An 18,217-nucleotide genomic window follows, 5' to 3' on the forward strand; every position below is an offset into this window, starting at 1 on the left:
TTAGTATGGATGAAAGGTATTCACGGCAAGTTCTTTTTCCAGGGATCGGTAAAGAGGGGCAAGAGAAGATTCGGAAAAAACATGTACTAATTATCGGCGCCGGAGCGTTAGGGTCGGGAAGTGCAGAGGTTTTGGCCCGGTCTGGTGTGGGCAAGGTGACGATTATTGACCGGGATTATGTGGAAGCGAGTAATTTGCAACGGCAGCAACTTTATACGGAGGAAGATGTCGCTGAAAAGCTACCGAAGGCTGCGGCTGCAGAAAAACGCCTGCGTGCCATCAATTCCGACGTAGAGATTCGGGCAATCATCGGTGATGCGACTCCTGAAATGCTGGAGGAATTGGTAGCTAGCGTGGATTTGATGATGGATGCAACCGATAATTTTGAGACGCGGATGGCGATGAATGATGTATCGCAAAAATACAATATTCCGTGGATCTACGGTGCGTGTGTCGGCAGCTATGGGATGAGTTTTTCCATTATTCCAGGGAAAACACCTTGTCTTAACTGCCTGTTACGATCGATTCCGCTCCAGGGGCTGACCTGTGATACAGGTGGCATTATTTCTCCGGCTGTACAGATGGTTATTGCGCATCAAACCGCGGAAGCGCTAAAGATTCTGGTTGAAGATTATGATGCGGTCCGCACATCGTTTGTCAGTTTTGATTTATGGAGAAATGAATATACGAGTTTAAAGATGTCGAAGGCGAAGTTTGCTGGCTGCTTATCATGCGGCGAGGAGCGAACGTATCCGTATCTCGATTATGAGAATATGACGAAAACGACGGTGCTGTGCGGCCGCGATACCGTGCAAATCCGACCTGCGGCTGCTAGTGAAATTTCCTTGGAACGGCTTGCCGGGCAGCTTAACTCACTAGGTTATGTAGTGAAAGGCAATCCCTATCTGCTGTCTGTGGAAATGGGCGAAGAACGGCTGGTTATTTTTCAAGATGGCCGCGCTTTGGTCCATGGAACCAAAGATTTAACACACGCAAAATCTATTTATCAACGAATATTAGGATAAAAGAAACCCGTACCAGTTCATGGTGCGGGATTTTTGCGATATGGCATCCTGTTGATTGGAGTGGAAGGCGTGAAGACTCCTGTGGGAGTACGGTTCAGGGGAGACCCCGCAGGCGTATACGCCGAGGAGACTCGCCGAAACGCCCACGAACCGTTCGCGCCTGGAACGGAAATCAACAGACTTTATAAAGAGTACGATATTCGACTTGTTTCACGTGGAACATGTCGAACGGTGGCTGGGTCAATTTTTCGTAAAATAGTCGAATATCAGGTAGAATAGAAACGAGACTGAAAATAGAGGTGTCACAAATGAACATATCCATCCAAAAGCTCTTAACTAAAATAGAAGAAGAATTAAAACAAGCAAAAACAGCTCAAATGCAAGAAAGCTTGCGGGAAAAGGTTTACTCTATTAAAATATTATGCGAATTGATACTGGATGATCAGCCAGCAGCACAGAGTGAACGACCGTTGAACGCTCCTGCAGCCGCGAGGCCATTACAAACACAACCTGCCTATCAGCAGCCAGTGGCCGCACAGCCAGTTTTTCAACAGCCGATCATGAATCAACCCATCTTTCAACAACCGGCACCCGTCCAACAGGGAAAAAAACTAGAAATGGACAACGAAGCAAACGGAGATTCATTATTTGATTTTTAAAATGGGAGGAAATACAAAATGAAAGCTTTTATCGTAATCGGGGCCATTAATGCCTTTTTAGCAGTCGCACTTGGTGCCTTCGGAGCACATGGATTAAAGGACAAGCTAGATGCTCATTACCTTGAGATTTGGAAAACAGGCGTGACCTACCAAATGTTTCACGCAACCGGCATATTAATTATTGGTCTACTTCTTGGAAAAGTAGCAGCAAGCTCACAATTTGCCTGGTCCGGATGGTTAATGTTAGCGGGAATCATCCTATTCAGCGGCAGCTTGTACGCATTAAGCTTAACAAAAGTAGGCGTATTGGGAGCCATCACACCAATTGGCGGAGTATGCTTCTTAGCGGCATGGATACTGATGATTGTTGGAGCGGTTAAACATTTTTAAGTAAAGCAAGAGGCATTGGGCTGAAGACCCAATGCCTTTTTACATGAAATTTATTATCTTGGTGGGTAAGTACCTAAGCCTGGTGCTGCACCATATGGATATTCATATTCGATTTCTTCAGCAAACGTAATGTAATCGACCGCAACCATCGGAATTAGGAAACGAGTACCTGCTTGCGGATCACTTAAAATAACATGGTCCCTTCCTGCCGCCTCAATAATTCCTTTAAATTCTTTTGCGTTCCATTGATTGTTACCCTCAAAGGTTGCAAAGACACTAACAAGTTTTCCTTTGTTCAAACGAAGAATATTTTCAATGTACGATTGCTCAATTGGAAGCATACCTTGGCCGCCTCCACCAGCTGGTGGCATTTGAGGCATTTGCGGCATTTGCCCCATTTGCTGCTGCATCTGTCCTGTTGATGGTGGTGGGAATTGTGGGAAGCCTTGCCCTCCCCCCATAGGTTGTGCACGGTTTTGTCCAGCTACTCCAGTATAAGGCTGAAATCCTTGTGGATTGTTATATTGGTTCATCTTTTCCCCTCCTAAAATAATTGAACGAATCGCCCAACAGTTTATTCATACTCCAAAGAAGCCCACATGGTTACAGTTGGGATGCTACTTTTTTCTCACCTCACCTTGATGAGACATACGGAGCTTTATTTGAGACTCGCTGTTTAAATAGTATGAAGGGGTTGAGGGAAATATGACTGGCTTTTGGCAGGAAAACAAAAAAGCTCTCAAGCCATGGCCTGAGAACTTTCTGTATTATACGTGAAGGAATGTGGATACGCGTTCTTCTTCGAGAAGGTTCCCAACGAAGAAGGCTCCAAATTCGCCGTAGCGAGCACTTACTTCATCAAAGCGCATTTCATAGACAAGCTTCTTGAACTGTAGAACATCTTCTGCGAACAGGGTAACTCCCCATTCGTAGTCATCGAAGCCAACAGAACCCGTGATAATTTGCTTAACTTTCCCTGCATATGTACGACCAATCATTCCGTGGCTGCGCATCATATTGCGGCGTTCTTCCATCGGAAGCATATACCAGTTGTCATTGCCTTGACGGCGCTTATCCATTGGATAGAAGCAAACATGCTTCGTTCTTGGAAGCATCGGGTAAAGGCGCGCCAAAATTTGTGGGTTCTGGTATGGATCTTCTCCTGCTGGCAGGTAGTTACTTAACTCCACAACCGAAACATAAGAATGAGCAGGAATCGTGAATTCTGCTAATTTTGTTTTGTTAAATTCTGTTTCAATCGCATTTAATTCTTCCATTGTTGGACGTAAAATCATCATCATAAAATCAGCCTTTTGACCAACAATTGTATATAAAGCATGACTGCCTTCTTTACGTTCCTGTGTTTGATTCCATTTTTCAACTAGACTTAGAAACTCATGGATAGCGGCTTGGCGCTCATCACTTGAAAGCATCTTCCACGTTGTCCAATCAACTGTACGGAAATCATGCAGGCAATACCATCCGTCAAGCGTTTGTGCTGCTTCACTCATTAAAATCACTCCTAAATAATGATTCTTCTTATTAACACTCTTAACTATAACATAGTTTGACCAAGTGAAGCCTCAATAAAACCTTAATTGAAGATAAGTGGATATTTTTATTAAAATGGGTACATAGTAAAAACGAGAGTGTAATTTTTTGAAAACAAAAACATTTCGATGAAACCGCTATCTGTGATGTGCGTTGCTTGAAATTTTACTTTGGTAAAGTATGCTAATAGGGGTAGTTTTTTTAAAAGGGAGGATTTCATTGTGAGTGATTTATTTGAAGGGTTAAAACAAAAAGTTTCCGGCCGTGATTTGCGTATTGTTTTTCCAGAGGGCTTAGACGAGCGGATTGTTAGAGCGACAGCCCGTTTAGCAGAGGAAAAATTAATCACACCGATTCTAGTAGGTAACATTGAACAAGTGCAGGCCAAAGCAAGTGAGCTTGGCGTTTCTTTAGATGCTGCTGAAATCTATGATCCAGCAACCTATGCGGGTATGGATGAACTTGTGGCTGCGTTTGTTGAGCGCCGCAAAGGAAAAGCAACGGAAGAAGATGCACGTAAGATTTTACTAGATGAAAACTATTTCGGCACGATGCTCGTATATACGAAGAAAGCACACGGTCTTGTCAGTGGAGCGGCACATTCGACTGCAGATACAGTGCGTCCTGCCTTGCAAATTATTAAAACAAAAGAAGGCGTTAAGAAAACTTCTGGTGTGTTCATTATGGTTCGTGAGGACGAGAAGTATGTATTTGCGGATTGTGCTATCAATATTGCACCAGACAGCAATGATTTAGCAGAAATCGCGATTGAAAGCGCGAAAACAGCTGAAATGTTCGATATGGAGCCACGTGTTGCCATGTTGAGTTTTTCAACAAAGGGTTCAGCGAAGTCTCCTGAAACAGAAAAAGTGATTGCAGCAGTGGAAGAGGCAAAGCGTCGTGATGCTTCACTAGTATTGGACGGCGAGTTCCAATTTGATGCGGCTTTTGTTCCATCTGTAGCAAAGAGTAAGGCGCCTGGTTCTGTGCTGCAAGGGGATGCGAACGTGTTTATTTTCCCAAGCCTAGAAGCAGGAAACATCGGCTACAAGATTGCACAGCGTTTAGGTGGATTCGAGGCAGTTGGCCCGATTTTACAAGGGTTAAATGCACCGGTTAACGACCTGTCACGCGGTTGTAACGAAGAAGATGTGTACAAGCTGGCATTGATTACAGCTGCACAAGGATTATAGGAAGAGTTGGCTTTAGAGAGCTAGTCCGAGGTGGGCTGGCTCTTTTTGTGGTGAATTTGTAGATATATTACTAAAATTTGTAGATATATTACTAAAATGTGTAGATATCTTTCGGATTTGTGTAGATATAAGATAAAAATGTGTAGATATGTTCTAAATTTGTGTAGATATGTGCAAAAAGTGTGTAGATAAAATTTACTTTCCAACGAAATTGGTTACTTTCGACGGTTTTTGATAAAATAACTCTATCTGACGGGTAAGGAGTTAGGCGAATGGAAGGTTTACTGCGCCAGCCAGAGTGGCGAATCATTGACCAGTCTGCAGTTGGCATTCATTTTCAAGCAACACAATCCTTTGGCACGGATGATACCTTGTGTGCCTCGGTGGGAACCGGAAATGCACCAGCCACAGCGCGGACCTGGGTTCATCACAATACCGTAGTGCTAGGAATACAGGATACGAAACTGCCATTCTTACAGGAAGGCATCGACTATTTAAAGCAAGAGGGCTATCAGTCTATTGTTAGGAACTCCGGTGGCTTGGCGGTCGTTTTGGATGAAGGCGTCCTCAATATCTCGTTAATTTTTCCAGAGGCTGAAAAGGGTATTGATATAAACCGCGGCTATGATGCGATGTGGGACTTGATTCAGCACATGTTTGCTGATTTTTCGCACAGAATAGAGGCGAGAGAAATTGTCGGATCCTATTGTCCTGGAAGCTATGACCTTAGTATTGGCGGGAAAAAATTCGCCGGTATCTCCCAGCGACGGCTGAAAAAAGGTGTTGCTGTTCAAATTTACCTTTGCGTCAATGGCAGTGGTAAGGCAAGGGCGGAGTTGGTAAAGCAATTTTACCAGCGGGCAAAAAAAGAGGAACCAACCAAATTTGAATACCCTCAAATTGTGCCAGAAGTTATGGCTTCTCTTTCAGAATTACTTGGCACCCATTTCACGATTGGGGATGTCATGCTGCGCCTATTAAACGAGTTAAAAAGCAATAGTGATTATTTAGTTGCCGGACAACTAAACGAATATGAACTCTCATTATTTCCCGGATATTATCAAAGGGTTGTCGAGCGGAATGAAAAGATAGCGGAAAGGTAAAAAGGATGTCCCAAAACAAAGTGTCAGACCCCACAACCTTAATAATATAGCTGAACTTATCCTAAAGATTCACTATATATTAAGAAATTAACGTGAGGTCAGACCCTTTTGGGCCATCCTTTTCTAAAATGGGATGCTGCGCTTGTTCTCTTCTCCCAAAAATCTCTCTTATTCCGCTACCTTCTCTAGGTTCCCGTTACGGTCCATTTTAAATTTTGTAGCAGGTCTTTCTTCTTCTTCGAATAAAACGAGCTTGCGGGCACGGTTCATAATCTTCATTAAGGTCTCGTAATCTTCTTGAATGGTCTCTGTATTTTGCTCGAGTCCGGCAATCTTATTGGATAACTCTTCATTTTGCTTCCTTAATTCGGTGATCTCTCGCTTCAATCTTTCATTCTCACTTTTTAATGCTTCATTTTGCAGATTGGCATGATGAAAGTTTTGTAAGTAAGATATAACTGAATCAAGCGTTAGTCCTCCAGAAGTTGCTGGTGCTGGCTTATAGCTTGGTGCTGCTGGTTTTACATAGGTTTCAGTGGCCATTTCTGCTGTCATATCTGGCATTTCAACCGTTGTTTCCACTGGCATTTCCATAGAAAGCGGTAGTGCCTCAAATTCTTCAGTAGTACTAATCTGTGGGCTATATAGAAGCTTTTTCTTGCCACCTTGTTCTTTTCCTAGCACTCTTTGTCTTTGTTTCCGCTGCTTTTTAGCTAATTGCAATGCTTTTTCATACGTGTGACGAACCACTGCGTTCCATCTGAAGCCACAGGCAGCAGAAGTCCTGTTCAGCTTGTCACCCACCTCTTCAAAGGCATTCAGCTGTGTACTTCCTTCTCTTACATGGCGAAGGACAGTCTCAGCTAATAATAGATCATTTTCATCTGTCCATGCATCTTGACGTACTTTCATATTTTTCAACTCCCTAAAATAATTTCCTTTACAGTGCAGTCTTGTTTCTGACTAATTTTTTAAAGTTCTAGTCTTATGATGGACAAGTTTTTCAGGGTTTATACCAAAATGATTAAAAGGATACTAGATTTTTTAAATGAAAGATTTAGTCTTGGTGATGGGGATTGCTAAAGATTGCAACTTGCATTCAAAAACAAGAAATTGTAAAATACCATTGGAGTAAATATGGATATACTAAACAATAGATAAATGATTGATTGTAGAAAGGGTTGTACCAAATGTCCAATGAATTTCGCGTTTGCGATGATTGTCAGGCCGTGAATTTAAAGACATTGATCCCTCGTTTGAAAGATTGCGATCCGAATGCCGAAGTCAAAATTGGCTGCCAGTCTTACTGTGGACCTGGCCGGAAAAAGACCTTTGCCTTCGTTAATAACCGCCCGGTTGCCGCATTAACGGAAGAGGAATTAATGGAGAAAATAAATAAAAAGATAAAATAATCACCTTAAGCCAACTGATTAAGGTGATTTTCTTTTTTTATTAGAGTTGTGTGAACTGATTTTGTCGAAAACTACTGCAGAATTTTGCCGATTTTTAGGATATAATAGGAAAAAGAAAGTCAACGAGGAAGAGGGAAGTCCATGCAATATTCGGCGGAAAAACTGAGTGAAGAAAAAGTGTTTAAAGACCCTGTCCACCGCTACGTCCACGTGCGTGATTTGGCGATTTGGGACTTGATTGGAACAAAAGAGTTTCAGCGCTTACGGCGAATCAAACAGCTTGGAACCACCTTTCTAACCTTTCATGGTGCAGAGCACAGCAGATTCAACCATTCGCTGGGAGTATACGAAATCGTCCGCCGGATTATCGACGATGTGTTCGCAGGAAGGCCGGAATGGAACGATAATGAACGACTTCTCACCTTGTGTGCGGCCCTTCTCCATGACCTGGGCCACGGACCGTTTTCTCACTCCTTTGAAAAAGTCTTTGGTTTCGACCACGAAGATTTTACCCGCGCTATTATTTTAGGTGATACAGAAGTCAATCGTGTGCTCTTGAAGGTAGGACCGGATTTTCCTACTCAAGTAGCAGAAGTGATTGAAAAAACATCCGAGAAAAAGCTTGTTGTGAGTCTGATTTCTAGCCAAATTGATGCTGACCGCATGGATTATTTGCAGCGTGATGCCTATTTTACCGGTGTCAGCTATGGGCAATTTGATATGGAACGGATTCTACGCGTGATGCGGCCTAGAGAAGACCAGGTTGTGATTAAAAAGAGCGGTATGCACGCGGTCGAAGATTATATTATGAGCCGCTATCAGATGTATTGGCAGGTTTATTTTCATCCTGTAAGCCGCAGTGCGGAGGTTATTTTGACAAAAATCCTTCATCGTGCGAAGCAGTTATTTGAAGAAAACTATTCTTTCAAATATGAACCGTTTCACTTTACGTCCTTCTTTCATGAAAAAGCGACATTAGAAGACTATCTAAAATTAGATGAGTCTGTTATTATGTATTATTTTCAAATTTGGCAGGAAGAGGCCGACCCAATATTGAGCGACCTTTGCCTTCGTTTTGTGAATCGCAATCTATTCAAATATGCAGAATTTGACCCTGCGAAGGAATACAAGAAGCTTGCTGAGTTAACTTCCTTATTTCAAAAGGCAGGAATGGACCCTGAATATTATTTGGTGGTCGATTCATCTTCTGACCTACCGTATGATTTTTATCGCCCGGGTGAGGAAGAGGAACGGTTGCCGATTCATTTGTTAATGAAAAACGGAGATTTACGGGAGCTTTCCCGAGAGTCAGAGATTGTGGATGCCATTTCGGGAAAAAGAAGAACTGATCATAAGCTTTATTATCCAGCTGATTTTCTTGAGAGTGATTCCGGCTGTCAGGAGAGTAAAGCGAAAATCCGTGCTCTTTTGGAAAGTTGATAGACAGATGGCCCTTTGAGGCATGAATGGTAGATAATAAGAGACCTGTTTAAATGGAGTAGGAGATGACGAATGTTGTTAAAAGATCATGCGAAGCTGATGCAGGCAATTTTAGTTTCCGGCGAAATTACGGGGAGAAAAAAGCTGCAAAAGATGATATATATTGCAAAAAAGGTTGAATTTCCATTTCAGGAGCGATTCCAGTTCCATTTTTACGGACCGTACTCTGAGGAATTGACGACTAGAGTAGAAGAGCTTTGTAATATGGGCTTTCTGAATGAAGTAAAAGAGAAAAAGGGCGGGTATTTTCAATATCGCTACTCACTTACGGATGCTGGGAAAGAATTTTTGAGCATGAATAATGTGGACATGCCCTGCCTGCAGGATTGCCTCGTGGATATGAATGAGCAGAATGCTAGATTTCTTGAGCTTGTGTCTACGGTTTTATATTTTGATAATCTTCCAAAGGAAGAGGTTGCAAATAAGGTATTTACGTTGAAAAGCAGCCAGCGCTATACTGAAGCAGAAATTGATGAGGCATACCAGTATATTGAAAGCTTGAAGTCGAAAGTACAGTAAAAAAAGTGGAAGTGCAAGGGCGCTTCCACTTTTTCTTATTTGTCACTAGCGCGGACACCGCCGACGCCGTAGTGGTTCTTACTCATTTCTTCAATGAAAACGGTGATGTTTTCTTTTGGAGCGCCTGTTGTTTCGCTGACAGCGTCAGTTACTTTAGCCACTAAGGCTCTTTTTTGGTCTTCGGTACGTCCTTCTAGCATTTTGACTGTAACGTATGGCATGATCATTTCCTCCTTGTAAACGTAACTAGTTTTAAGTTTCCCTCATTCTGCAAAAAAGTGCAATAATAGTCGGCATTTTTGATTTTCTTTTTCCAAGCGATTTCATGTATACTTAAAGAAATATAATAGAAGAAAGAAAACGGAGGCATGCCTTCCGTACAGTAAGGAAGGAGAAACCAATTGGAAAATTTGGAACATTTTCTTGCCTATCCGCTAAAAGAGATTCCCTATGTTGTCATTACGCTTATGTTTGCGTTCACCTTTCATGAATTTGCACATGCCTATGTAGCCTATAAATTCGGTGACATGACAGCCAAACAACAGGGACGTTTGACGCTCAATCCGATTCATCACCTTGATCCATTTGGAACCATCTTGATTCTGATTGCCGGCTTCGGCTGGGCTCGTCCTGTCCCGGTGAATCGGTTCTATTTTAAAAAACCGCGCCTGGCTGGCGTTCTTGTTTCTGTTGCAGGGCCTTTAAGCAATCTAGTCTTAGCTTCGATTGGCTTTATCGTTTGGTATGCATTAAACCGTTTTGGTTCCATACCATCTGATAATTTTATTGATTTCCTCAATATATTTATTAATCTGAACGTCGTATTATTTATCTTTAATCTACTCCCGCTTCCGCCTCTTGATGGGTATCGGATCGTGGAGGATTTAGCACCGAATCATATTCGTGCTAAAATGACCCAGTATGAACAGTATGGAGTTTTAATCTTTTTAATACTAGTCATTACACCACTGGACCAATTTACAATTCAGCCGATTTTTGGTGTCGTCATCCCGTGGGTATTAGAAGGGTTAAGTAATTTCTTTTATAGTATGTTTTTTTAGGAGGGTTCCGTTCTATGGATGAAAAAAAGAAAAAGCTAGGTTTTAACATTATAAAGAAAAGCGATCCAATGGATAACCATAAAGGGTTTGGAAAAGGAGCGTTGAGCCTTGATAATGTGTCGCCTGTCTTCATTGATATCGATGCGGGAGAAGCGGTAATCGATGTAGGTGCGATGCATGCCCGCAGTGTGGTGGAGAAGGGAATCAAATTTTTACCGAATAAAGAAGAGGTTCCAAATGGTAAGCCGTATTGGCTGGTATGGGTGACGATTGACCGCCATGAAGAGGGACCTTATTATGCCGGTGTGACAGCTTGTTATATGACGGTTGATCGCGAAATCCGCCGTGGCTATAAATCGCTTCCAGAGCATGTCAACCGCATGGATAAGTCGCTTAAACGCCATATTATCGTTGCTGATATGGATGACAAGTCAAAGCAGGTGCTAGCGGACTTTTTGAAAAATCATAATGAAGTATTGTGGAATAATTCTACAGACGAACTGAAACAAGGGTTAAATGCTCAGTAAAAAATACCGTAAGATAATTTTTGGTAGTTTTTTTAAACAATAGATAGTATGATAAACAATGTGTGAATACACGTAAAACTAGGACAAGAAAAGCTCCGGAGCACTCCGGAGCTTTTCTATTTAGCTTAATAAGAAAGTATAAAAATCGCCTTCGAGAATTGTCCAGCTCCAGCGCCTAGCCCCTCGGGTCAAATAACCTTCTGCAAGAAAAGTCAAAGAGAGCAACTTTTATTGCAGAAGAACATTTGCCTGTCGGGGCTGAACAAGACGCTTCCGCTTTTCTAATTCCAAGGCATAATCTTTTTATACCAAGGGACCTTCTTAATGTCCTTCTTCTTGGTTGAATCAGGATTTTTGATGTGATCGGTGCAATAGTCCGTTGGCTGGGTGCCGGCAACGTAATAAGTGAAGCGGCGGACTGGACAATCCTTTGTTGCCAGCTTGCCGTTTTCCGGATTCACGTAAACACCGACGACTCCTTCTTTTGGCGGTTTAAACGCTTTGACTGGCTTTCCATCTAAAGCTTCCTCCATAAAGTTCGCCCAAATTTTCTTGGCGTACGTCTTCTCTGCCACAAGCTCAAGCGGCTTCCCAATATCATATCCTGCCCACACAGCCGTCACGAGCTGCGGCGAAAAACCAATCATCCAACTATCGGTTTCGGTAGAACCGGATTTTCCTGCATAGGGACGGGTAATGTTTTTGATTACCGTACTTCCAGTGACCTTGGCATACCCATTTAGTTTTGAATCAAAAATCCCCGTAAGCATTTGCGTCATGACATACGCTTTAGCTGGGTCTAATACCTTTTCTGACTGATTTTCTTTTTCAAAAATGACATTGCCATTATAGTCTTCAACTCTTGTAATAAAGGTTGGGTTTACACGTTTTCCACCGTTGGCAAACAGGCTGTAGGCATTAGCCATTTCGATTACACGAACACCTGAGGTTCCTAGCGCCAGCGACGGGACCTCTGCCATTTTTGTAGACAAGCCGAACCGCTTGGCGGCCTTAATTAATGTATCTTCTCCTAAAAATAGATGAGTTTTTACAGCAAAAATATTATCAGATACGGCGAGCGCTTGAGCGAGTGTAATTTCTCCGTCTGCATACTTATTGTTAAAGTTATGCGGGGTATAATCCGCCTGGCCGTCATCAAAATGGAAAGTTGTAAACTCACTTCTCATGGTCGAGGAAGGGGTAAACCCCTGCTCAAGTGCCGCATAATACAATAGAGGCTTGATGGTAGAACCTGGCTGCCGAACGGCTTGAATCGCCCTGTTAAAAGGACTTTTCTCATAGTCGCGTCCTCCAATCATGGCCCTCACATATCCGTTCTTCGGATCCATTGCGACTAAACCGACCTGTATTTCAGAGGTGCTAGCCACATATTGATTGACTTGGCGTTCTGCTGCTTCCTGCTGGTGTAGGTTAAGGGTCGTATATACCTTTAAACCGCCGAGAGCAATCGTGCGGTCATCTAAATGTAATTGATTTTTCAATGCATTTTTGACCGCATCCTGAAAATAAGGAGCAACCTTCACCTTTTGAGTCGAATGAACACCCACTAAGGTGAGCGGCTGTTCTACTGCTGTTTTAGCAGTCTTTTTCGAAATGTATTTGTTTTTGACCATGCTTTGTAAAATAGTATGCTGCCGGGTTTTCGCTCGCTCCATTGACGCGAGCGGAGAATAATAGCCTGGCCCCTTTGGAATGCCTGCGAGCATGCTTGCTTCCGCCAAGGTTAAGTCCGCTGCCTTTTTTCCATAATAATATTGGCTTGCAGCTTCTACACCGTAAGCACCGTTGCCATAGTAGATGGTATTTAAATAACCTTCCAGAATATCCTTTTTCGAATAGTTCATTTCGAGGCGAATGGTATAGAATGCCTCATGCAGCTTTCGTTTCCACGTCTTGTCGTGCTCAAGAAAAAGATTCCTTGCGTATTGCTGGGTGATCGTGCTGGCTCCCTGCACTTTGGCAAAGGCTTGAACGTCGGCAACCACCGCACCGGCAATTCGTTTGAAATCAAAGCCATGATGCTCGTAAAAATTTTTATCTTCAATTGAAACGGTCGCATTTACTAAGTCAGGTGAAATATCCTTCAACCGCACCCAGTACCGTTTTTGACCACTATTACTTTCGCCAATCAAGGTTCCATCATCTGCAAAAAATAAGGTAGATTGCGGAACCGCGAGCGGAGGTGCACCTAATATCTTTGCGTAGGCCAGAATGCTACCAAAGATAATAAGCATGCAAATCATGCCTATCAAACTGATGATAATAAAGGCACGCAAATATTTTATGGTCTTCCGAAACCCTTGATCAGTCATGATTTCCATATAAATCACCTCCAATTAGAAAAGCGGAAGCGCCTTGGTCAGCCCCGACAGGCAAATGTTCTTCTGCAGGAAAAGTCCGTTTTTTTGACTTTTCCTGCAGAAGGTTATTTGACCCGAGGGGCTAGGCGCTGCAGCTAGACATTACTCAAAAAAATTTAGATAGTAATAGTATTGAAAAAATAGAGTCTTTTTAAACATTTTTCGTATAAAAATGAAATTTTTCTTAAATTTTGCTAGACTTTTTCTTATGTTTGTAATTCAATAGTTTGGGTAGCATAAAAAAATGAAGTGATTACTTAGTAATCATATGAATGTATAAAAATGAGTTGAATTGAAAGGAAGATGGATATGTCAATTTGGTTTACAGAAAAACAAACCGAAAATTTTGGTATCACAATGAAAGTAAATAAAACATTACATACAGAGCAAACAGAATTTCAAAAGTTAGATATGATTGAAACAGAAGAATGGGGCAACATGCTTCTATTAGATGACATGGTTATGACTTCTGTTAAAGATGAGTTCGTTTACCACGAAATGGTGGCACACGTTCCTTTATTCACACATCCAAACCCTGAAAATGTACTAGTAGTAGGCGGCGGTGACGGTGGCGTAATCCGTGAAGTGTTAAAGCACCCAAGCGTGAAGAAGGCAACGCTTGTTGATATAGACGGGAAAGTTATCGAGTATTCTAAGAAGTTTCTTCCTGAAATTGCTGGAAAGTTAGAAGACCCACGCGTAGATGTACGTGTAGACGACGGTTTCATGCACATTGCGAACAGCGAAAACGAGTATGATGTCATCATGGTTGACTCTACAGAACCAGTTGGTCCGGCGGTAAACCTATTTACTAAAGGCTTCTATGCTGGGATTTCAAAGGCATTAAAAGAAGACGGAATCTTCGTTGCTCAATCAGATAACCCTTGGTTCAAAGCGGACTTAATTCGCAACGTACAACGCGATGTAAAGGAAATCTTCCCAATCACTCGTTTGTATGTAGCCAACATCCCTACGTACCCAAGCGGCCTGTGGGCATTTACAATTGGTTCAAAGAAATACGATCCATTAGAAGTAAGCGAAGATCGCTTCCACGAAATCGAAACAAAATACTACACAAAAGAACTGCACAAAGCAGCATTCGTATTGCCTAAATTCGTTGGCGATTTAGTGAAATAATGGGTGACAAATAAGGGGGACAGTCCCCCGACTTGGTGATGCGTTAAAGTGATGGGGGACTGTCCCCGGGAGGAGGATTTTTGATGCGTTTTGATGAGGCTTATTCGGGTAATGTATTTATTAAGAGTCATCCGAGTTTTGAGGAGAGTCAAGTGGTTCTTTACGGGATGCCGATGGATTGGACGGTAAGTTACCGCCCGGGTTCTCGTTTCGGTCCTGCTCGTATCCGCGAGGTTTCCATTGGTCTTGAGGAGTACAGTGCCTACCTTGACCGCGAGCTGGAAGAGGTTAAATACTTCGATGCGGGAGATATTCCACTTCCGTTCGGAAATCCGCAGCGAAGCATTGATATGATTGAAGAGTATGTGGATTCGATTCTTGCTGCAGGCAAGTTTCCACTTGGTATGGGTGGAGAGCATCTTGTTTCATGGCCGGTGATGAAGGCGATGTATAAGAAGTATCCTGATTTAGCGATCATCCACTTTGATGCACACACTGATTTGCGTGAGGAATATGAAGGCGAGCCGTTGTCACACTCGACGCCGATTCGTAAAATTGCGGAGCATATCGGACCGAAAAATGTGTATTCTTTCGGAATTCGTTCAGGTATGAAGGAAGAATTTGAGTGGGCGAAGCAAAATGGCATGCATATTTCTAAATTTGAAGTGCTTGAGCCTTTAAAAGAAATTCTGCCAACACTTGCCGGACGTCCGGTGTATGTGACGATTGATATCGATGTATTGGACCCAGCGCACGCACCTGGAACGGGTACAGTGGATTGTGGCGGAATCACTTCTAAAGAGCTTCTTGCTTCGATTCATGCGATTGCTCGTTCCGAAGTGAACGTCGTGGGTGGAGACCTTGTAGAGGTTGCTCCAATTTACGATCCTTCTGAACAAACAGCCAACACGGCGAGCAAGTTAATCCGTGAAATGATTTTAGGATGGGTTAAGTAAGTTTACACTCCCAGATAAAAATTTTTTGATTGGTGCCTGTCCCATTGGGGCGGGCATCTTTTGATTTGTATCACGACAATGTTTATAATAGAAAAAGTATGCGGTGACGCGCTTATGTCAATTATGAGGACTATAACCAGTCGAAAGTACAGGTTAAAGTTCCTTTTTAAAAAAGGAAGTGCAGTTTCGTTTGTCTACTCATGAGATTCCAATGAAGATTAAGGTGAAAACGACGATTGAGCAGGACGGGGACAAGGAAACCTATGAGTTGATGGTGTTTGGCCGTTATCTTGAGAAGGATGGTGCCTCGTTTCTTAAATATGAGGAAGTGCAGGACGAAGGTAGTGTTCGCACGATTGTGAAGGTGGCGGATCAGGACGCATTGATTTTACGAGGCGGTGCGGTGAAGATGCGGTTGCCGTTTCGGTTGAATAAGGTGCTTCGCGGAAGTTATGAGATGCCGTTTGGTGTGTTTGAAACGTTGACGATGGCCAAAAGGTTGGAGCATTCGTTTAAAAATGGCCAAGGCTTGATTGATATATTGTATGATTTTAAGATGCAGGGTTCGCCCGGTGGTACATATCGATTAGAAATTACCTTTGAGGAGGATGGGAAATGAATATAGTAGAGATGACGCAAAGTAAGATCAAGGAAGAGATTCGAGCGGCTGTTCTGAAGGCAGAGCTTGCGACGGAGGACCAGATTCCTGATGTAATCCTGGAGACTCCGAAGGATAAGGCGCACGGGGATTATTCGACGAATATGGCGATGCAGCTGGCTCGTGTGGCGAAGAAGGCGCCGCGGATGATTGCGGAAGCGTTGGTTGAGCATTTTGACCGCTCGAAGGCATCGATTGAAAAGATTGAACTTGCGGGACCCGGGTTTATTAATTTTTATATGAATAATTCGTATTTAACGGATTTGATTCCAACGGTTCTTGAGGCTGGGGAAAAGTACGGGGAAACTACGGTTGGCGGCGGCCAAAAGATTCAGGTGGAGTTTGTTTCGGCGAATCCAACGGGAGATTTGCACCTTGGACATGCTCGCGGTGCGGCTGTTGGGGACTCGCTGTGCAATGTGTTAGCGAAGGCGGGCTATGCAGTTTCCCGGGAATATTATATTAATGATGCAGGAAACCAGATTAATAATTTGGCGAAGTCTGTTGATGCTCGTTATTTCCAAGCACTTGGCATGGATAAGCAAATGCCGGAGGACGGCTATCATGGGGCGGATATTGTTGGTATCGGACAGGCGCTGGCTGATGAATTTGGCGATAAGTATGTGAATGTTGCCGAGGAGGAGCGTTTTGAGTTTTTCCGTGAGTATGGTTTGAAGTTTGAAATGGAGAAGTTGAGGAAGGACCTTGAGGATTTCCGCGTGGGCTTTGATGTGTGGTATTCTGAGACGTCTCTTTATAAGAATGGAAAAATCGATGAGGCATTGGACGCGTTACGTGCAACTGGCTATATCTATGAAGAAGAAGGTGCTACTTGGCTTCGTTCAATGGATTTCGGCGATGATAAGAACCGCGTGTTGATTAAGCAGGACGGGTCTTATACCTATTTGACACCTGATATCGCATACCACAAGGACAAGCTGGACCGCGGCTTTGAAAAGTTGATTAATATTTGGGGTGCGGATCATCACGGGTATATTCCTCGGATGAAGGCGGCGCTTCAGGCATTGGGCTATGATCGTGATACGCTTGAAGTGGAAATCATTCAGCTCGTTCATCTATATAAGAACGGGGAAAAGATGAAGATGAGTAAGCGTACCGGTAAGGCGGTCACGATGCGTGATTTGGTGGATGAGGTTGGCCTCGATGCGACTCGTTATTTCTTTGCGATGCGCAGTTCGGATACGCATATGGATTTCGATTTGGATCTTGCGGTGTCTGAGTCAAATGAAAATCCTGTTTATTATGCACAGTATGCGCATGCTCGTATTTCTAGTATCCTGCGTTCAGGGGAAGAGCAGGGTGTGAAGGTGGATGAGGCGGCTGATTTTTCATTAGTGTCGTCTGAAAAGGAAATGGACTTATTGAAGAAGGTTGGAGAGTTCCCGTCGGCTGTCGGGGAGGCAGCTGTTAAGCGTATGCCGCACCGCATCACTAACTATATCTTTGATTTAGCGTCGACGTTCCACAGCTTTTATAACGCGGAAAAGGTGCTGGATATGGACAATGTCGAGCGTACGAAGGCGCGCCTTGCGTTGGTAAGATCGGTGCAGATTACGTTGAAGAATGCACTGGCGCTGATTGGTGTTTCGGCTCCGGAGAAAATGTAGAGTGTTATTTATGAAAGTGGCTCCCGATTTGGGGGCCATTTTTTGTTGTTTTTAGGGGTTTGGCGAGTAAAGTGGTAAAAAGACGAGTAAATCGTGAAAGTAGACGAGTAAAGGTGGAAATCGACGAGTAAATCTCAAAAGTGACGAGTAAACCTCAAAAAGAGACGAGTAAATGGAACAAATGAGTAAATCACTGTCTTGGAGAAAGGAAAACGTAACATTGTTCCATGAAAAAGGACCAAAATAGTGAATAATACCCAATAAAATGCAGATAGTAATAAAGAATTATGAGTGAGGAGTGACCGATTGCATGAATGTTGGAAGAGCAAAGGAAATTATGGAATCAGCCGATATGATTAATGTGACGTACGATGGAACGCCAGTGATTATTCAAAACGTGGATGAAACCACTAGGATGGCCCGGATTTATTCCAGAAAAGACCCTGAGAACGAAAGAGATGTGCCTGTTTTAAATCTAATAGAGGAATAAAACGGGGACAGTCCCCCAGTGCGGTGA

Annotated in this window: 20 protein-coding genes; 15 read left to right on the forward strand and 5 right to left on the reverse strand. The window is 43.0% G+C overall.

The features are described from left to right. Nucleotides 1-5: 5 nt before the first annotated feature. The 3 genes from RCG25_RS00685 to RCG25_RS00695 all read left to right on the forward strand — a co-directional run bounded on the left by RCG25_RS00685 (nt 6) and on the right by RCG25_RS00695 (nt 2,074). A complete protein-coding gene (locus tag RCG25_RS00685) occupies nt 6-1,025 on the forward strand; it encodes a thiazole biosynthesis adenylyltransferase ThiF (protein WP_308081765.1) in 1,020 nt (339 codons plus the stop codon). A gap of 308 nt (nt 1,026-1,333) precedes the next feature. After that, nucleotides 1,334-1,684 carry a YwdI family protein gene (locus RCG25_RS00690; RefSeq protein ID WP_308081766.1) on the forward strand — a complete coding sequence of 117 codons (351 nt, stop codon included), beginning with the start codon at nt 1,334-1,336 and terminating at the stop codon, nt 1,682-1,684. 18 nt (nt 1,685-1,702) lie between these two features. Continuing rightward, nucleotides 1,703-2,074, forward strand: coding sequence for a DUF423 domain-containing protein (locus RCG25_RS00695; protein ID WP_308081767.1), 372 nt, complete (start codon nt 1,703-1,705; stop codon nt 2,072-2,074). A gap of 53 nt (nt 2,075-2,127) precedes the next feature. On the opposite strand, the gene gerQ is transcribed toward RCG25_RS00695, so the two are convergent. Both gerQ and hemQ read right to left on the reverse strand, forming a co-directional pair. Next, nucleotides 2,128-2,607 (reverse strand): spore coat protein GerQ, encoded by a 480-nt coding sequence (gerQ, locus tag RCG25_RS00700; RefSeq protein ID WP_308081768.1) that lies wholly within the window; start codon nt 2,605-2,607, stop codon nt 2,128-2,130. Nucleotides 2,608-2,841: 234 nt separating this feature from the next. Continuing rightward, the gene (gene hemQ / locus RCG25_RS00705; RefSeq protein ID WP_308081769.1) at nt 2,842-3,585 is read right to left on the reverse strand and encodes a hydrogen peroxide-dependent heme synthase; all 744 of its coding nucleotides are present in this window, start codon (nt 3,583-3,585) and stop codon (nt 2,842-2,844) included. A 261-nt stretch (nt 3,586-3,846) separates the two neighbouring features. Between hemQ and pta the strand changes: the two genes are divergently transcribed. Beyond that, the gene (pta, locus tag RCG25_RS00710) at nt 3,847-4,818 is read left to right on the forward strand and encodes a phosphate acetyltransferase (RefSeq protein ID WP_308081770.1); all 972 of its coding nucleotides are present in this window, start codon (nt 3,847-3,849) and stop codon (nt 4,816-4,818) included. Between the two features lie 272 nt (nt 4,819-5,090). Continuing rightward, the gene (locus RCG25_RS00715; RefSeq protein ID WP_308081771.1) at nt 5,091-5,921 is read left to right on the forward strand and encodes an octanoyl-[GcvH]:protein N-octanoyltransferase; all 831 of its coding nucleotides are present in this window, start codon (nt 5,091-5,093) and stop codon (nt 5,919-5,921) included. A 168-nt stretch (nt 5,922-6,089) separates the two neighbouring features. Here the strand turns inward: RCG25_RS00715 and RCG25_RS00720 are convergent, their stop codons facing one another. Next, nucleotides 6,090-6,833 carry an RsfA family transcriptional regulator gene (locus RCG25_RS00720; protein ID WP_308081772.1) on the reverse strand — a complete coding sequence of 248 codons (744 nt, stop codon included), beginning with the start codon at nt 6,831-6,833 and terminating at the stop codon, nt 6,090-6,092. 278 nt (nt 6,834-7,111) lie between these two features. On the opposite strand from RCG25_RS00720, the gene RCG25_RS00725 reads away from it, so the two are divergent. The 3 genes from RCG25_RS00725 to RCG25_RS00735 all read left to right on the forward strand — a co-directional run bounded on the left by RCG25_RS00725 (nt 7,112) and on the right by RCG25_RS00735 (nt 9,352). Further along, entirely contained in the window at nt 7,112-7,333 is a 222-nt protein-coding gene (locus RCG25_RS00725) for a YuzB family protein (RefSeq protein ID WP_307283366.1), read from the forward strand. Between the two features lie 141 nt (nt 7,334-7,474). Then, nucleotides 7,475-8,773 (forward strand): HD domain-containing protein, encoded by a 1,299-nt coding sequence (locus tag RCG25_RS00730; RefSeq protein ID WP_308081773.1) that lies wholly within the window; start codon nt 7,475-7,477, stop codon nt 8,771-8,773. 75 nt (nt 8,774-8,848) lie between these two features. Then, nucleotides 8,849-9,352 (forward strand): YwgA family protein, encoded by a 504-nt coding sequence (locus tag RCG25_RS00735; protein ID WP_308084068.1) that lies wholly within the window; start codon nt 8,849-8,851, stop codon nt 9,350-9,352. Between the two features lie 35 nt (nt 9,353-9,387). On the opposite strand, the gene RCG25_RS00740 is transcribed toward RCG25_RS00735, so the two are convergent. Then, nucleotides 9,388-9,573, reverse strand: a complete 186-nt coding sequence (locus RCG25_RS00740) for a 2-hydroxymuconate tautomerase (protein ID WP_308081774.1) — start codon at nt 9,571-9,573, stop codon at nt 9,388-9,390. A 189-nt stretch (nt 9,574-9,762) separates the two neighbouring features. Between RCG25_RS00740 and RCG25_RS00745 the strand changes: the two genes are divergently transcribed. Both RCG25_RS00745 and RCG25_RS00750 read left to right on the forward strand, forming a co-directional pair. Next, the gene (locus RCG25_RS00745; RefSeq protein ID WP_308084069.1) at nt 9,763-10,413 is read left to right on the forward strand and encodes a site-2 protease family protein; all 651 of its coding nucleotides are present in this window, start codon (nt 9,763-9,765) and stop codon (nt 10,411-10,413) included. 14 nt (nt 10,414-10,427) lie between these two features. Further along, the gene (locus tag RCG25_RS00750; protein WP_308081775.1) at nt 10,428-10,940 is read left to right on the forward strand and encodes a YwhD family protein; all 513 of its coding nucleotides are present in this window, start codon (nt 10,428-10,430) and stop codon (nt 10,938-10,940) included. A 281-nt stretch (nt 10,941-11,221) separates the two neighbouring features. On the opposite strand, the gene RCG25_RS00755 is transcribed toward RCG25_RS00750, so the two are convergent. After that, nucleotides 11,222-13,282 carry a transglycosylase domain-containing protein gene (locus RCG25_RS00755; RefSeq protein ID WP_308081776.1) on the reverse strand — a complete coding sequence of 687 codons (2,061 nt, stop codon included), beginning with the start codon at nt 13,280-13,282 and terminating at the stop codon, nt 11,222-11,224. A gap of 348 nt (nt 13,283-13,630) precedes the next feature. On the opposite strand from RCG25_RS00755, the gene speE reads away from it, so the two are divergent. From speE to RCG25_RS00780, 5 genes are all read left to right on the forward strand, one after another. Continuing rightward, on the forward strand, nt 13,631-14,458 hold the full coding sequence (speE, locus tag RCG25_RS00760) for a spermidine synthase (protein ID WP_308081777.1): 828 nt from the start codon (nt 13,631-13,633) through the stop codon (nt 14,456-14,458). An 83-nt stretch (nt 14,459-14,541) separates the two neighbouring features. Then, a complete protein-coding gene (gene speB, locus RCG25_RS00765; RefSeq protein ID WP_308081778.1) occupies nt 14,542-15,414 on the forward strand; it encodes an agmatinase in 873 nt (290 codons plus the stop codon). 211 nt (nt 15,415-15,625) lie between these two features. Continuing rightward, entirely contained in the window at nt 15,626-16,033 is a 408-nt protein-coding gene (locus RCG25_RS00770) for a YwiB family protein (RefSeq protein ID WP_308081779.1), read from the forward strand. Beyond that, nucleotides 16,030-17,700 (forward strand): arginine--tRNA ligase, encoded by a 1,671-nt coding sequence (gene argS, locus RCG25_RS00775; protein WP_308081780.1) that lies wholly within the window; start codon nt 16,030-16,032, stop codon nt 17,698-17,700. Before RCG25_RS00770 ends, argS begins: the two co-directional genes overlap by 4 nt. A 310-nt stretch (nt 17,701-18,010) precedes the next feature. Then, nucleotides 18,011-18,190, forward strand: a complete 180-nt coding sequence (locus RCG25_RS00780; protein ID WP_308081781.1) for an H-type small acid-soluble spore protein — start codon at nt 18,011-18,013, stop codon at nt 18,188-18,190. Nucleotides 18,191-18,217: the final 27 nt, after the last annotated feature.

This window comes from Neobacillus sp. PS2-9 (assembly GCF_030915525.1).
In the GTDB taxonomy this organism is placed as follows: Bacteria; Bacillota; Bacilli; order Bacillales; family Cytobacillaceae; genus Neobacillus.